The organism is Lentzea jiangxiensis, assembly GCF_900104175.1.
GTDB classification, from domain to species: Bacteria; Actinomycetota; Actinomycetes; order Mycobacteriales; family Pseudonocardiaceae; genus Lentzea; species Lentzea jiangxiensis.
Window position 1 is genome coordinate 25,068 of the sequence record NZ_FNIX01000004.1, and the last position, 14,697, is coordinate 39,764.

The 14,697-nt window shown below is 67.4% G+C and carries 18 protein-coding genes and 1 tRNA gene; 8 read left to right on the forward strand and 11 right to left on the reverse strand.

Annotated features, from left to right (window positions below; all coding sequences use genetic code 11):
• Positions 1–15 precede the first annotated feature (15 nt).
• Positions 16–636 carry a nucleotidyl cyclase domain-containing protein gene (locus BLQ91_RS14015; protein ID WP_143022642.1) on the forward strand — a complete coding sequence of 207 codons (621 nt, stop codon included), beginning with the start codon at positions 16–18 and terminating at the stop codon, positions 634–636.
• A complete protein-coding gene (locus BLQ91_RS14020; protein WP_143022643.1) occupies positions 633–2,618 on the forward strand; it encodes a hypothetical protein in 1,986 nt (661 codons plus the stop codon). The genes BLQ91_RS14015 and BLQ91_RS14020 overlap by 4 nt, the downstream gene beginning before the upstream one ends.
• On the opposite strand, the gene BLQ91_RS14025 is transcribed toward BLQ91_RS14020, so the two are convergent.
• The 7 genes from BLQ91_RS14025 to BLQ91_RS14055 all read right to left on the reverse strand — a co-directional run bounded on the left by BLQ91_RS14025 (position 2,609) and on the right by BLQ91_RS14055 (position 7,618).
• Positions 2,609–3,037 (reverse strand): hypothetical protein, encoded by a 429-nt coding sequence (locus BLQ91_RS14025; RefSeq protein ID WP_090097286.1) that lies wholly within the window; start codon positions 3,035–3,037, stop codon positions 2,609–2,611. The two genes, BLQ91_RS14020 and BLQ91_RS14025, sit on opposite strands and share 10 nt — an antisense overlap.
• A gap of 195 nt (positions 3,038–3,232) precedes the next feature.
• A complete protein-coding gene (locus tag BLQ91_RS14030; protein WP_143022644.1) occupies positions 3,233–3,598 on the reverse strand; it encodes a cupin domain-containing protein in 366 nt (121 codons plus the stop codon).
• 93 nt (positions 3,599–3,691) lie between these two features.
• A complete protein-coding gene (locus tag BLQ91_RS14035; RefSeq protein ID WP_090097288.1) occupies positions 3,692–4,426 on the reverse strand; it encodes a hypothetical protein in 735 nt (244 codons plus the stop codon).
• Positions 4,427–4,930: 504 nt separating this feature from the next.
• Positions 4,931–5,176 carry a WGxxGxxG family protein gene (locus tag BLQ91_RS14040; protein WP_090097289.1) on the reverse strand — a complete coding sequence of 82 codons (246 nt, stop codon included), beginning with the start codon at positions 5,174–5,176 and terminating at the stop codon, positions 4,931–4,933.
• Between the two features lie 553 nt (positions 5,177–5,729).
• Positions 5,730–5,897 (reverse strand): YegP family protein, encoded by a 168-nt coding sequence (locus BLQ91_RS14045; RefSeq protein ID WP_090097290.1) that lies wholly within the window; start codon positions 5,895–5,897, stop codon positions 5,730–5,732.
• A gap of 792 nt (positions 5,898–6,689) precedes the next feature.
• A complete protein-coding gene (cutA, locus tag BLQ91_RS14050; RefSeq protein WP_090097291.1) occupies positions 6,690–7,019 on the reverse strand; it encodes a divalent-cation tolerance protein CutA in 330 nt (109 codons plus the stop codon).
• The gene (locus BLQ91_RS14055; protein ID WP_218130275.1) at positions 7,016–7,618 is read right to left on the reverse strand and encodes a helix-turn-helix transcriptional regulator; all 603 of its coding nucleotides are present in this window, start codon (positions 7,616–7,618) and stop codon (positions 7,016–7,018) included. Before BLQ91_RS14055 ends, cutA begins: the two co-directional genes overlap by 4 nt.
• A 258-nt stretch (positions 7,619–7,876) precedes the next feature.
• On the opposite strand from BLQ91_RS14055, the gene BLQ91_RS14060 reads away from it, so the two are divergent.
• The 6 genes from BLQ91_RS14060 to BLQ91_RS14085 are packed head-to-tail and all read left to right on the forward strand — an operon-like array spanning position 7,877 to position 11,686.
• The gene (locus tag BLQ91_RS14060; RefSeq protein ID WP_090097292.1) at positions 7,877–8,428 is read left to right on the forward strand and encodes a hypothetical protein; all 552 of its coding nucleotides are present in this window, start codon (positions 7,877–7,879) and stop codon (positions 8,426–8,428) included.
• On the forward strand, positions 8,428–8,631 hold the full coding sequence (locus BLQ91_RS14065; RefSeq protein ID WP_143022645.1) for a hypothetical protein: 204 nt from the start codon (positions 8,428–8,430) through the stop codon (positions 8,629–8,631). Before BLQ91_RS14060 ends, BLQ91_RS14065 begins: the two co-directional genes overlap by 1 nt.
• Positions 8,632–8,687: 56 nt before the next feature.
• The gene (locus tag BLQ91_RS14070) at positions 8,688–9,980 is read left to right on the forward strand and encodes a replication initiator (RefSeq protein WP_342670638.1); all 1,293 of its coding nucleotides are present in this window, start codon (positions 8,688–8,690) and stop codon (positions 9,978–9,980) included.
• A complete protein-coding gene (locus BLQ91_RS14075) occupies positions 9,977–10,258 on the forward strand; it encodes a MerR family transcriptional regulator (RefSeq protein ID WP_090097294.1) in 282 nt (93 codons plus the stop codon). The genes BLQ91_RS14070 and BLQ91_RS14075 overlap by 4 nt, the downstream gene beginning before the upstream one ends.
• Entirely contained in the window at positions 10,255–10,455 is a 201-nt protein-coding gene (locus tag BLQ91_RS14080; RefSeq protein WP_090097295.1) for a helix-turn-helix domain-containing protein, read from the forward strand. Before BLQ91_RS14075 ends, BLQ91_RS14080 begins: the two co-directional genes overlap by 4 nt.
• A 1-nt stretch (position 10,456) precedes the next feature.
• Positions 10,457–11,686: a site-specific integrase gene (locus BLQ91_RS14085; RefSeq protein ID WP_090097296.1), complete on the forward strand. Its 1,230-nt coding sequence runs from the start codon at positions 10,457–10,459 to the stop codon at positions 11,684–11,686.
• A gap of 75 nt (positions 11,687–11,761) precedes the next feature.
• Here the strand turns inward: BLQ91_RS14085 and BLQ91_RS14090 are convergent.
• From BLQ91_RS14090 to glp, 4 genes are all read right to left on the reverse strand, one after another.
• Positions 11,762–11,834: transfer RNA gene (locus tag BLQ91_RS14090), tRNA-Ala, on the reverse strand.
• Between the two features lie 59 nt (positions 11,835–11,893).
• A complete protein-coding gene (locus BLQ91_RS14095; protein WP_090097297.1) occupies positions 11,894–12,655 on the reverse strand; it encodes a gephyrin-like molybdotransferase receptor GlpR in 762 nt (253 codons plus the stop codon).
• Between the two features lie 154 nt (positions 12,656–12,809).
• Complete coding sequence (locus tag BLQ91_RS14100) at positions 12,810–13,463, reverse strand: GNAT family N-acetyltransferase (protein WP_090097298.1); 654 nt, start codon at positions 13,461–13,463, stop codon at positions 12,810–12,812.
• Entirely contained in the window at positions 13,460–14,683 is a 1,224-nt protein-coding gene (glp, locus tag BLQ91_RS14105; RefSeq protein ID WP_090097299.1) for a molybdotransferase-like divisome protein Glp, read from the reverse strand. Before glp ends, BLQ91_RS14100 begins: the two co-directional genes overlap by 4 nt.
• Positions 14,684–14,697 lie beyond the last annotated feature (14 nt).

The window sequence follows — 14,697 nt, forward strand, 5'->3', positions numbered from 1 at the left end:
GGCACGATCTCGAAGTTGGTCGAAGACGCGCTCGCCCGGAGCGGCGTCGGACCGGACGACGTGCTCTCGCTCGAATCCCCCGGCGACGGGGTGTTGATGGTGCTCCCGAGTGGGCAGCTGGGTGCGCTCCTGGATGCCGCCGTGCACCTCGACCAACTCGCGATCGAGCACAACCGCTGGAGCAAGCCCGAGGTGCGCCTGCGCGTGGCAGTCCATGTCGGCCCTGTGGGTGACAAGGGCTTCCACCGCGCTCGCGTCATCCACACCCGACTGCTCGATGCTCCGGAGTTCAAGGACCTCCTGAAGCACTGCCGTGAAGAGCCCTCCGAAGAAGCCGCGACCACCGCGCTGATCGTGTCGACCGAGGCTCTGGAGACGGCCTTCAGCGGTGATCACACGCAGGTGGCACGGCGCAGCGACTTCGCCTCTCTGCCCGTGATGCACAAGGAGTACCGACATGACGCGTGGGTTCGCGTCCCGGGATTCGATCCGCGCAGCCTCGCCGCGTTCGCCAAGGCCGGCAGCAACCCGAAACCCGAAGCTCGTACGTACAACGTGGTCCACGGCAACATGCACGGCATACAGGCGGGGAACGTGGGCGGGGACCTCAACTTCAACGGCGGTCGGCGCCGATGAGCGAAAACGGGGACAAGCCCGCGGAGGCAGCGCCCCTCTCACCCAACGAACCCAGATACCTGCCCAATGTCGCATACGGTGACATGGGCGGCGTGCAAGCCGGCGACGTCAATGGTGACGTCAATTTCTACGGCAACTCGAAGGCCGGTCCGGAGGCCGAGCTGCTGGCCCGGTACGCCTCACCGGAGGAAATCCTGGACGCGAAAGATCTGTTCGTGGCGCCAGGTGGGTTCGGGCCGGCGCGGGCAGCGCTCAAAGCGAACGGCGTGGTGGTTCTGTGCGGAAAAGGCACTGGTCGTACGCACGCCGCACGCCGATTGCTCACGTACGAGGCCGGGCTGACCACATTCGCCTACCTCAACCGCGCCAGGCCGCTCGTTCAGCTGCACGCCGATGAGTTGGAGAAAGGCACCGCGTACCTGCTGGACATGAGCGGCACCAACGACCGCCCGATCACGGACTGGGACTTCGAGCACGGTCTGCACATGATCCGGCAAGCCAGTTGCCTGCTCATCGTCCTGTTCGACCATCGTGACCAGACGCCGGTGACCGCAGCGCGGCACTCGTTCGACCTGGAGGCACCGCCACCCGTCGAGGTGGCTCAGGCGTCACTTCGACGGCGCGAAGACGTGGACGAAGCCATGCTGCAGGTCGTCAAGGTAGATCTCGCGTCAGCACTCGAGGGCGCCTCTCCGGACAAGGCGATGTTCGCCGCGCGCCTCGCCGTGCAGGTGCACCAGAAGGAACTCGATCTGTTCGAAGCTCTGACCAAGCTGCAGGAGGAAGCCGCCGACGCCGTTGCGCGCTGGTTCGAGAAACTCGACATCCGAGGACACGCATACTCCTTCGCGGTGGCGTTGTTGGAAAACCACCCGTACGAACACGTGCTGAGCCGCGGCTGGAACTTGGACGAGCGGATCCGCGAGGCGGCATTGCCCGTCGACAGGAACCTCAGGCCGCGAGGCGTGCTGGAGCAGCCGAAGATCAGGTTGTTGCACGACATCGCGGCTACCACGGAAATCCGCAAGCATCCCACGATCGACGGCCAGACCGAGGAGACGATTAGATTCCAGCGGCAGGATTGGGCTGCCGCGGTCTTCACGCACATGTGGCAGCAGTATCCGGCCGCGAGGGAGATCCTGCGCAACTGGATGTGCGACGACACCTCAGAAGAAGCACGTGACGCAGTGGCCCGGGCCATCTATGCAATCGTCACGACCGTGCCGGCACGAGAGCCGCTTGCACTCGTCGAACACATGGCGTCCGAGCGGGCAGTGGGCCGTCGGGCAGTAGCTGTCACCGTGCTCGTGCGGCTTACCGAGAACGACCGGATGCGAGGGCCTGCCGAACAAGCCATGCGGAACTGGATCCGCGATGGCAACGCATATCCGCTGTGGACCGTGGCAAGGGTCTACTCGACGCCGTCACCCCACCGACCGCCACGCGTCGTCTTGGAGATGTTCACCGAAATCGGGAAGTCGAGGAAGTTCACGCCTCACAACGCCGTTGTCGCGGGTGTCCTGCCGTTGCTCCTGGACGACGACACCCAGGAGATGACGCTCAACACGGTGGTGTCCTGGGCCTCCCCGAAGTACCGCAGAACCGGCCTGCCGAAGCTCTCAATCGGGATCGGGCTGTGGGTCATCGGGTTCTACAAGCAGTCTCGGCCCCTGGCCGCGGTGCTCGGCACCCGGCATCCGGACGCGGTACTGGTGCTGCTGGACCACGTGCTGGAACACGACGTCTTCGGCCCCCAACTACTTCGGCGCATGGCGGCCAACGCCAGGTCGGCGATGTGGGATGCCGACGACGCTTCCGAACTCGTGCGGCTCGCTCAATTGATCAGTCCTGACCTCGACTGGTGGCGGCGGCGAGCGGCGGTACGGCGGTTGTGCCGCCGATATCCGTACATGCGGTCGACCATTCGGCGGATCTTCCGGACCGCGCGGCGGATCCAGCGATCGCGGAGACCTCAGCCGTAGCGGACGACGTGGTCGGAGAAGGTGCGCGAACTGCCCCGCCCCACCGATCCACCGGACGACTTCACGGCCGGATCGGGTGCCACCGGCAGGTCGCCGAGGCCCGCGAGGAACTCGACGGTCCACAGGTGCTGCGCGGCCGGATCGCGCTCCGTGCGGGAGTCGCCGAGGCCGTAGGTGGCGATGCGGGTGTTCTGGTGGTCGCGCATCTCGACGGTGATCTGCGAGCCGAGCAGGCCCTTCTCACCGGGTGCGCAGGCCAGTTCCAGGCGGGTGCGGATCCACTGCGGCTCGGTGGCCGGGTCCGCTTCGAGCTCTTCGGAGACCGCGGTGCAGGCGGTGCCGTGGGCGCGCATGGTCAGGGACGCCCGGAAGACGACGAGCTCACCGGCGGTGCAGCCGGTGAGAACGCGCGCTTCCACAGCTGTCTCCGTGCTGGAGACGACAGGACGGGCGGCCGTGCACCGGGCGGCGGGGACGGCGATGGACGCCGCTGCACCGCTGGAGGTGACGGCCCAAAGTAATAACGCGGCGAGCACGGGTCTCATGAGGAGAAAACTATTTGTGGCGGCCGCGTTGTTCACCGAACTTCACCCCACAGATGGGTGAGCGCGAAATCAGTGGTCGTGTTCCGGCGCGAACGGCTGGTAGACGTAGAACATCGTCACCGGCTCGTCGCCCGCGATGGTCTCGTGGTCGACGCCCGGTGGCACGAACGCGTAAGAGCCTGCCGTCGCCTCGACGCCGCCGATGCTCACCGTGCCGTCTATGACCCACGTGTGCTGCGTCGCCGACGGGTGGTTGTGGCCGGCGTCGCGCGCGCCCGGCGCCATCTGGATCAGGCCGACGATGGTGTCGCCGTTGGGCGACTTCCACAGCAGCTTGTTCTGCAACCGTTCGTCGCCGTGCAGCGGGAACGACTTCAACTGGGCGAGGCCTTCAGCGGACAAAACTGTCACTTTGTCCTGCGGCGCGTCGCTCATGAGCACAGCCTTTCGAAGAGCCGAACGGGCTTACGGCTCCTATATAGACGAACGGACCGCCCGCATTACGGCGGGCGGTCCGGATCCTTCAGGTCAGCCGCACTTCGCGTCGGCGTTGAAGAGCAGGAACGTCACGAGCTTGCCGCCGGCGAAGTGGAAGCTCAGGACGGTACCGGGCTGGTCGGGCACCGGTACGTCCCAGGTCTTCTCGTCCCGCTGCCGCGAAGCCGGGTACGCCGCTTTGACGTCGTCGACGGTCGTCCCCGCCGCGATGCCCTTCGCAGACTTCACCTCGGGCGGCGGCACCACCAGGCGGATCCTGTCGCCCGTGAACAGCACGCCACCGTTGGCCTCGCGCGCCTCGGCCCGCTTGGCGATGCGCTGCGCGGACGCCGCCGCCAGCTCGGCGGCCTTGGCACCTGCCTCGGCGGACGCGGCCGCCTTGGCCGCGTGCGTCGCGAAGGCCGCGGCTCCCGCGTTCGCGTCCGGCATCGGACCGACCGCCGCCCCGGCCTCGTCGGCTGCCTTCTGCGCGGCCTCCAGCTGCTGCTCCGCGGCCGTTTCGTCAGCCAGTTCCCCGGCGTCGCGCGCCGGCGCGCCCTGGTACCGGTAGTCCTCGCACGTGCCGGACTTGCCCGCGCTGGTGGCGGCGAGCTCACCGGAGGCAAGTGCATCCTGTTTGGACATTCCGGGCTCCAGCTTCCCGAAGCCCGTGACGTCGAACGTCCTCTCCTGCACGACCGGTCGCTGGTCGCCCTGTCCGGTCCGGGCCCCCGGCAAGCAGCCGGCGGCGGCAAGAGCCACCGCCACGACGAACAGCGCTTTCAATCCCCCAAGGTGTTGACGCGTCAGAACGTACCGACGTGGGTGAACCGGGCGAATCGGGTTTCCCGCGCACGCGCGACCGGCGTGAGAGCGCACTGCCGCCCGGACAACGCAGAAGGCCGCCCACTCCAAAGTGGACGGCCTTCTTGCTCTGTGGACCTGATTACACAGCATGAGAACTCTTTTGCGGCTGTTCAGGGGCGTGAGCTGCTGATCCCACCGGCAGGCTCCCGCGTCAGCGGCGCATGCCACCCCGTTCCGCCCGGGACTTCGCCGTCCGAAGACGGATCGGACGGGTGATCGACGGTCAGACGACTCGAGGTGAACGGCACGCCGCCCACCTCGGGTCGCTCGTCACGGCATGGAGTTCAGCAGAACGGCGGGCAGGACCGACAGCACCACCGAGACCACCAGCATCGTCAGGCGTCCCGCGCGACCACCCAGGAACTCGACCTGGGTGTTGCCGAAGCGCATGACCGGCTCCCACCCCAGCCGCCCCCGCTCGCGTCACCGCCCCATGGTGCGGTCGGTGACCTGGTGGCGCTTGCGTCCCGCCAGGCCCGCAAGGCCCAGCAGACCGAGCAGGCCCAGCAAGCCCCAGTTGCCGCTGTCGTCGTCGCCGTTGTTGTCCTGAGCCGTGATTACCGTCGTGCCGCGCGGCGTGGCCTCGTCGGCGAGGGCCGAGGCTGCCGGAAGTCCCGCCAGCGCCGAGCCGAGAACGAGTACAGCAATGAGCCGCTTCGCGGTGTCCATGTCGTCTCCTCTGGGCGATCGATGTCCAGAGATCCCGGTTACCGCCGAAAAGATCGTCCATGCGCTGATCGGCGAAGACCACTCGTCCGAGTGGAGCGCTCGGCACCCAGCACTTCGGAACCCGCGCCCACCTCCCACACCGGATGCGGGCAGCAAGATGGCGATGACGGGTACCACCACCTCGGCACGACATACTAAGAAGCGGCACCCGATGAATCGGGTGCCGCTTCTTAGTATGTCGTGCAATTTGTGGAGCTGAGGGGAATCGAACCCCTGACCTTCTCGATGCGAACTGGCCGCACAGGGGTCTACCAGGGTCTTTGCCGAGGTCAGGCGGCCGATGATGGTCGGTCGTGGTCGGCTTTGGCCGCTCGCGTTGCTGCACTTTGCTGCTGCACCGCTATCGCTTCAAACCCCATCGCGCCGCGTTGGTAGACCGGGGCCCTCAGCTGACGGTCACCAAACAAGGCACCGTTACTCTTGGAACGAGCCCCCGCACTCCGAGCTGTTGGCAGCACCTCGGAAGGCGGGGGCGTCGTCATCTAGCTGTGGATCACTCGACGATCTGTCCGCCACCAGCCTGGTTGATGATCGTCTGGGCGGCGCTGCGGGCATCGGACTTGTTCCAGTAGGTCTCGCTGTGGGCGAGCGTGAGGCCGTTGCGCGCAACGACCCGGAAAAACCACTGCCCGTTGGAAGCCTGCAAAAGCGGGAACTTCATGGTGTGCTCATCTCACTCGGTTGTACACGCACCGTGTTCGGTGCCTGCAACAGAAGTGTGAGCATTGCCGCCAAGCGTGGCAAGTAAGTCGAACCTGTGTTCGCCACAACATGTAGCGTGTACACGGCCTGCGGACCGCATATGTGGAATCTGAACATCAACAGGACGCAAGCTTGACCTGCGTCTATACAACTAACACTCACTCGAACGACGCATAGGTCTACACCAAATCCTTGTGACACAAAACACAGTTTAATCAACTGTCAGTGGTTGTGCTGATCCATATGTGACTGGAAGGCACACGCATAGACGCCTGTACCAATGGCCAGCTCGCGGTGGTTGCTGGCACACGCGGCCACACCTCCCCCGTCCCCTCGTCCCTGCTGCGCTTAGCTCCCAGTGAGCCGTGTCCAGAGTGGCCGCAGGCCATCCCGTAGGGACGCGTAGCGCTCTGGATACGGCTCACTGGGTGTTAAACGATGGCCGGGAACAGGGTGGCGGGTGAGCCCTCCGGAGCTGTCTTGCCCGGCTGGTGCGCCGGCCGATTTCCCCTCGCGTTCGCGGACGCTGTGGGGTCGCTGGCGGGCCGCTCCTTTCCCCGCCGCGTGGTCCCGGCCCGCCGCCCCACGCGGGACCGGCCGGAGGCCGCACGCCCGCTGCTGGGGCGGCTTGGAGGGGGCCGGAAAGAGACCTGAGCGGCGGGGTAGGTGCGGCGCGGCCCGCCAGCGGCCCCGCAGGGGCCGCCTTGAACAAGTAGAGAAAATCCTCACCGTGCGCCTAGGCAGCGCAAGATCATGGGGTATCCGCCGTCTCCGCGCGGATCCAGTCGAGGTACTCGGGATTGCCGGTGATCAGCGGCGTGGCGACCACACACGGCACCCGGTACGGATGATCACGATTCGCACGCTCCACGATGGCAGGTACGAGTGTGACCCTCGTGTGCAGCATCGCTCGTGCCTCGTGACGCTCCTGAACCTCGCCCTCCCACCAGTAGGTGGAGCTGATGGGAGCAAGGTTGTGAACGGCGGCGGCCAGACGGTCCGCGACAAGACGACCTGTGAACCGCGTGAGCCATTCGGCGTCAGCGGCGGTGATCACGACTTCACACAGGTCAGAGGTCATGCGTTGGCGCCCTTCAGCTGCTCGATCAAGCCCCGCGCGTCCTCCTCGGTTCGCCCCATCGCCCCCCACCCGGTCATGATCTTGCCGTCGTAGCTGAGGCCCACCCAACGCCCGGTCATGCTCACGCCGTGAGGATGCAGCACGAAGTACATCGTCCCCTTGGAACGGACGGACCCGTCATTGGCTGCGTACCAGCCCATCAGGATCTCGTTGTCCCAGAGCCGCAACTCTCCGTGCCAGTGGTAGCCGCCGTCTTCGACCTCGATACCGCGCGTGAGCGTCTGAACGTCGATCAGATCCCCCTCCTGGGCGAATCGGACCTCTTGCGCGGTGATCACCTCCTCGCCGTCCTTGGAGGTCTGCCAGGACATCCACCACTCACCCGTGAGGTTGATGCCCTGAGGCCGCTCTCCAGTCAGCTCGCTGACGGTGATCCGCAAAGCCTTTGCAATCGCAAGGCCAACAGTGAGGCCCGGCTCCTGCTCGCCTGCCTCGTAACGCCTGATCTGCCGAACGCCAACGCCTGCCTGCTCGGCTAGGTCGGTCTGGGACATGCCTAGCTCGGCACGGCGTTGGCGCATCACCTCTGCCATCTCCATGCAGCCATGATGACCGGACTAGTTGGTCCTTGACAAGCGGACGTACTAGGCCTCACAGTAGGGGACGTAATAGTCCTCATATTGGGGACGAAAAAGCCCGGAAGGGGCGGCAACCCCAACCGGGCCGATTGGACTCATTGGGCAGTACCCCGTGAGCCCGCACACGCAAAGCTTGGCAGCAGATGCGCTCTTACAGCGTAGCGCGCGTGTTCGGCCGCAACCACTCGCCCAAGGGTCCCTGAGAGCTAGGGACATGACATGACGGTTTCTGCGCTGACGCGACTGCGTCTCGTTCAGATCGGCCTTGAGCACGGAACGAACCTGCCCAACGGTGTGGTCTACACGCCTCCGTGTGGCTGCAAGATCGCCCACCGTCGCGACTCGATGTCGTGGGCGATGGGTGTCACGGTCCTGGTCGGCGGTCAGCGGATGATCGTGGAGAACTCGGCGATCGAGGTCGCGTTGCACCTGGCGGACGTGGACCTCTCGACCCGCCCGAGTGGCGCGGTCCTGGCTGCGGCGCTGCTGGACGTGGTCGACCGGTTCGGCGTGGAACACCTGGCGCAGCTGGGCAAGCGCCACTACGCCAACGACTTGGCCGTGACGTCGGGCGAGATCACGGCGGCGCAGTGGCGCAAGACGACGAAGGAGCTGTTCGGCTCGGCACGGCGCGCGGACAAGCTGATCTTCCCCAAGGTGCGGGTCCTCGACTACGTCCGCGACGCCCTCAACGCCGCGTGCGCGTCACACATGGAGATCCCGGTTCAGCGCCGCGCGGTCTCGGCCCGTCGTGTCCCGGTGGCGGCGTGATGACGGCCTCGTTCGTAGTCGTGGACACGCTGTGCGCCTCCTGCAACGGGCGCGGCACTGACCGCAAATCCGTCAGCGGACACTGTCTGTCCTGTCGCGGCACGGGCAAGATCGCGCTGCTGAACGAGGTGGGAACCCGCGCGGTCGAGCGCGCCGAAACGCTGGCGTGGCTGTCTCGGCGTGGTGCGGGGGTGGCCGCGTGATCACCACTGCCCTGGTTTCCCGTCTGTCTACTGCGGACGAGCGTCTCTCGAATCTGGTGCGCTCCAACGGTTTCGCCGAGTGGAAGCGCCGCGTTGAGGGTGTGGGCGGCTGCGCACGTCCGGTCCGCTTGGCGGGGTCGAGTGCGGTCCAGGCTGGTGATGGGTCGGCGTTGTCGCAGTTCGAGGGCATGATCTTCACCGCCTGCGGAAACCGTCGTGAGGCCGTGTGTGCGGCGTGCTCGGCCCGCTACGCGGCGGACACGTTCCAGCTCGTCCGTGCTGGCCTCACCGGCGGCAAGAGCGTCCCGGAGACGGTCTCCGAGCACGTGCGGGTCTTCGCCACCCTCACCGCCCCGTCGTTCGGCAAGGTGCACAACCAGCCTCGTACCCGTTCGGGTAAGTACCGGCCGTGCACGGGCTGTGGGGAGTACCACCACGACGCGGACCCCCGGCTCGGTATGCCGGCCGATCCAGCCTCCTACGACTACATCGGCGCGGTGCTGTGGCAGGCGCACTGCACGGAGCTGTGGCGACGCTTCACCATCGCCGCCGCCCGCCACCTGGCCGCCGCGCTGGGCATCCCGGCCGGGCAGCTCAAGAACCACCTGCGGATCTCCTACGCCAAGGTCGCCGAGTACCAGCGGCGCGGCCTCGTGCACTTCCACGCCGTCGTGCGCGTGGACGGCCCAGACGGCCCCGACACCCGTCCTCCCTCCGGCGTGACCGAAGAGCTGCTCTGCTCGGTGGTGCGTTCCGCGGCTGCCTCTGTCCGCGTGTCCTCACCCGAGTCGGACGCGGTCGGGACGCGGGAACTCGTGTGGGGCGAGCAGGTCGACGCGGAGCCCATCGCCCCGCACGCCTCCGGTGACGTGGACGCCCTGGTGCACGACCGCAAGGTCGCCGGGTACATCGCCAAGTACGCCACGAAGGGCACAGGCGCAACCTCAGGCGTGGACTCCCGCATCCGCAACGAGGCCTCCATTGAGGACCTCGACGTCTCCGAACACCACAAGACGATGATCGCCGTGTCGTGGTGGCTCGGTGGCCTGCCCGAGTTCGAGGCGCTCAACCTGCGGCGCTGGGCGCACATGCTCGGCTTCCGGGGCCACTTCCTCACGAAGTCCCGCCGCTACTCCGTCACCTTCGGCGCGCTGCGCTCCGCCCGCACGGAGCACCGCCAGGCCGAACAGCTCGCCGCCCTCGGCATCACCGACACCGACACGGTGACCGTCGTCGCCGACTGGGCCATGACCGGCATCGGCTACCACTCCGACGCCGAACGCGAATTCGCCGCCGCGATCGCCACCCGCCATCTCACCCGGACAGCCGGGAAGGAGAACGCAGCATGAGCAACATCATCCCGTTCCCGGCCGTCCCGGACCCGTTCGACGACGACCCGTTCACCGAGGCCCAGTACGACGGCCCCGTGGTCCGCATCCGCCCCAACGCCACCCTCTACACGCTCAACGAGGTGGCCTACCTGCTCGACATCCCCTGCCGCGACCTCGAAGAGGAGTTGATCGAGGGCGTCATTCCCGGAACGCCCATCGGGGATGACTGGCTCATCGAACGCGCTCGCTACGAGGCCTGGCTGAACGGCCTCGCCAACGAGGGAGGCTCGCTGTGAGCGTCGGAACCGGGCGGATTCAGCCCAGATGGCACACGGTCCCTGAGGTCGCGCAGATGCTCGGCTACGGCCTCTCCAAGACGAAGCTCCTCGTGTCCTCCGGAAAGATCAAGTCCATCAAGGACGGCGGCAACCGGCGCGTCATGCCTGAGTGGGTTGACGAGTACATCGCGTCCCTGATTGCAGAGGTGGCCTGACATGGCGAGTAAGGCACGCGCCAACGGTGAGGGCTCGATCTACCCGCACCGCAACGGGTTCGCCGCGTACGTGTGGGTCACCACGCCATCCGGCGAGAAGAAGCGCAAGTACGTCTACGGCCCGACGCGGGAGGACGTCCACGACAAGTGGATCAAGCTTCACCAGGCGGCCAAGAACGGTCCGGTGGCGACCTCGGTCCCTCGCCTGCGGGAGTACCTGCACTACTGGCTGAACGACGTGATCAAGCCCAACCGGGCACCGCTCACGTACGTCAACTACGAGCTGTTCGTGCGGCTCTACGTCAACCCGACGCTGGGCAACGAGCGCCTAGACAAGCTCAAGCTGCGTGACGTCCAGAAGTGGATTAACGCCATCCCCACCGTGTGCCAGTGCTGCGCCCAGGGCAAGGACGAACGCCGGGACCAGAAGCGCCGGCGGTGCTGCGCCCTGGGGGCTCGCTCCTGCTGTGGCGAAGCTCCCTCGTCAAGGACCGTCGCCGACATCCGAGCGTGCCTCCGGTCGGCCCTCAATCACGCGATCCGGGAGGAGCTCATCACCCGCAACGTCGCGGAGCTGGTCACACTGCCGAAGGTCCGCAAGCGGAAGCGCAAGGCCTGGACCAGCGATGAGGCTCGAGCGTTCCTGGAGTCGGCGCGTGACGGCCGTGACGCCATGTACGCGGGGTACGTCCTCGCCGTCGTCCTCGGCCTGCGCAAGGGTGAGATCCTCGGCCTGACCTGGGGTGCGCTCGACTTCGTCAATGGCGAACTGGCCGTCAGTCACCAGCTCCAGCGGGCCAGCGGCGAACTGCTGCATCGCGAGACGAAGACGGACGCCTCGGACGACACACTGCCGCTGCCGCCCATAGTCGTTGCCGCTCTTGAGCAGCGCAGGCGGGAACAGCTCGCCGACCGCAAGGCTGCTGACATCGCCTGGCACAAGTCCGACCTGGTGTTCACCACGAAGTACGGGCTGCCGATCGACCCTCGGAACTTCAACCGGTCCTGGGATAACCGCGTCGTCCGCTCTGGTGTTCGCAAGATCACTGTCCACGACGGACGGCGCTCCTGCGGGACGCTGTTGGTCGACCTCGACGTCCACCCGCGCGTGATCATGCGCATCCTGAGGCACGCTCAGTTCTCGGTGACGATGGAGATCTACTCGCAGGCATCGTCACAGAAGACGCGGGACGCGCTCAAGCGCCTCGGCGAGAGCCTCGACCACGTCTAGCACTGCTGTACTTTGCTGCTGTACGGGCAACGCAAAAGGCCGCCCACTCCAAAGTGGACGGCCTTTGACGTGCTGTGGAGCTGAGGGGAATCGAACCCCTGACCTTCTCGATGCGAACGAGACGCGCTACCAACTGTGCTACAGCCCCTTGCGGTCTTACGGGGAGAACTATAGCAGTCCCGGAGGGGGTGTTTTCACCACCCCCTCCTAGGCGCCGACGGCACCCCGGTACCGCAGCGACTCCACGCCGTCCAGCTCGACGAAGACCGGGTCCTCGTCGTCGGAGTCGACCGGGATCGCGCCCGGACGCACGTGGTGTTCGTAGCGCGGCAACGGCGGCAAAGCGGGCTTGTCCTCGACGACCTCGACCTGGGTCGTCTCGGCCTCCCCGACGGCCTCCACGGGCTCGGCGACGGCGCCGACCCCACCGGCGGTGGCGTCGACGGCGATCGGGGCCTGCTGCTGCTGCTGCTGCTGCTGCTGCTGCGGACCCGTCGCACGGCGGCGGCGCACCTGCTGGAGGCGAGCGAGCCGGCGGGCGCGGATCTCCTCCTCGATCCGCACCTGACGGCGCAGGTAGGCCAGGTAGCCCACGAGCACCACGTCGAGCGCGGCGTGGCCGTACCAGAGCTTCGCGTGGAAGACCCCGGCGGCGATTCCGGTCGCCACGGCGGCGATCAGCAGGAACGCCACCACCCTGCGGCGGAGCGCGTACTTCGCCTGCGCCACCAGCGCGGCGGTCTCCGGGTCGTAGCTACCGCGACCGTGCCGGAACGGGCGTTCGACGTACTCCTCCTCGTCGAAGTAGGCGTCGTCGATGTCGTGGATGTCGTCGTACTCGGCGTCGGGCATGGCGTCGTACTCCTCCCCCACGCTTCGCGCACTCTCCTGGCGCTTGCGGGCCATGATGGGGACGAGGACGACCAGCCACGCCACGACCAGCGCAACGATGATCAGCGAACTCGGCATTCCCCGTCACCTCCCCCGGCCCACGCGTGGTGCTGTCACCACGCTAGTCACAACAGTCACACCTGTGTCGGAGGCACGCCGCACGCGGTGCGTACGAAAGTGTGGTGTATCACCCACTTTTGGGTGAAGTGATTACGGCGAACGGAAGCAGCTGTCAGGGAAGACGGGCCCCTCCACGTGCGACCAAACGGCGCACAAGACCTTCCGGGGCTTCTTCGACCGTCAGCGCGAAGCAGACGTGGTCACGCCACTGTCCGGCAACATCCAGATAACGCTTGAAGAGGCCTTCCTCGCGATACCCGGACTTCGTGAGCACACGGATCGAGGCCGCGTTCTCGGGGCGCACGGTCGCTTCGAGGCGGTGCAGGCCCGCACCGCGGAAGGCGTGGTCGGTGAGCAACGCCACGGCGGCCGTCGCCACGCCGCCGCCCGCCCGGTCCGCAGCCACCCAGTAGCCGATCCACGCGGACAGCAGCGAGCCGCGCACGATGTTGCCGACGGTGATCTGACCCGCGAGCTCGCCGTCGACGAGGATCATGAACGGCAGCGTGGTGCCGCGCCGGGCCATCGAGCGCAACGACGACCACTGGGCGGGCCAGGACAGCGTCGCGTTGCGCTCGTCCCAGCCCTCCTGCGCCGTGGGCTCCCACCGCTCCAGGTAGGCGCGGTCGCGGATGCGCAGCTTCGACCAGCTCGAGCCGTCGAACAACCGCGGACCGCGCAGCTCAACGGTTCCCGCGCGCACCTGGAGAGGTCCCAGCCGGGCGGGCCAACCGGGGTGCCTGCCCAGGTCCGCGAAAGCGCTCATCCACGTTGCGCCAGGAAGCTGACCAGCACCTCTTCGCCGACGGAGACCTCCGTGACGTCCTCGTCGACCATGACCAGGCAGTTGGCCTCGGCCAGTGACGCGAGCAGGTGCGACCCGGACGTGCCGAGCGGCTGCACCAGGTACTCGCCGTTGTCGGCGTCGCGCAGCAGCTGGCCGCGCAGGAAGCCCCGGCGGCCCTTCGTCGACTGCAGCGGGGACAGCAGTCGCGCGGAGACCGCGCGGCGGTACGGGTTCTTCTTGCCCAGCGCCGCCCTGATCAGCGGCCTGACCAGCACCTCGAACACCACGAGCGCGCTCATCGGGTTCGCGGGCAGCAGGAACGTCGGCACGGCGTCCGGGCCCAGCCGCCCGAAGCCCTGCGCGGAGCCGGGGTGCATGGCGACGCGGGTGACGTCCATGTCGCCGAGGTCGGCGAGCGCGGCCCTGACCTCGTCCCCGACCGTGCCGCCGACGCCGCCCGCGATCACGACGATCTCCGACAGCAGCAGCCGGCCCTCGACGACCTCGCGCAGCCGGCGCGGGTCGGCCGGCATGATGCCGACCCGGCTGACCTCGGCCCCCGCGTCCCGCGCGGCGGCGGCCAGCGCGTACGAGTTCACGTCGTAGACCTGGCCCTGTCCGGGCGTGCGGTCGACGTCGACGAGCTCCTCGCCGAGCGAGATGACCGACACGCGCGGACGGGGGTGGACGAGCACCTTGTTGCGCCCGACCGCGGCCAGCAGACCCACCTGAGCGGCACCGATGGACGCACCGCGGCGCACGGCGACGTCGCCGGTCTGCACGTCCTCGCCGGTGCGGCGGACGAACCCGGCGGACGGCACGCTGCGGTTGACCGTCACCTTGGCCTGGTGGCCGTCGGTGTACCCGAGCGGCACGACAGCGTCGGCCAGCGTCGGCAGCGGGGCGCCCGTCGCGATCCGCACCGCTTGGCCGGGCTGCAGCCTGCGCGGCTGCCGGGAGCCCGCCGGGATCTCGCCGACGACCGGCAGCTGCACGGGACTCGCGTTCGCACCGGACACGTCGACGCTGCGCACCGCGTAACCGTCCACGGCGGCCTGGTCGAAGCCGGGCAACGCGCGTTCCGCGACGACCTCCTCGGCGCAGAGCAGGCCCTGCGACTCGGAGATCGCCACTCGCACGGGTGCGGGCCGCACGGCGGCCGCGATCACCCTGGCGAGCTGCTCGTCCACTGACCTCATCTGATTTGGTCCTC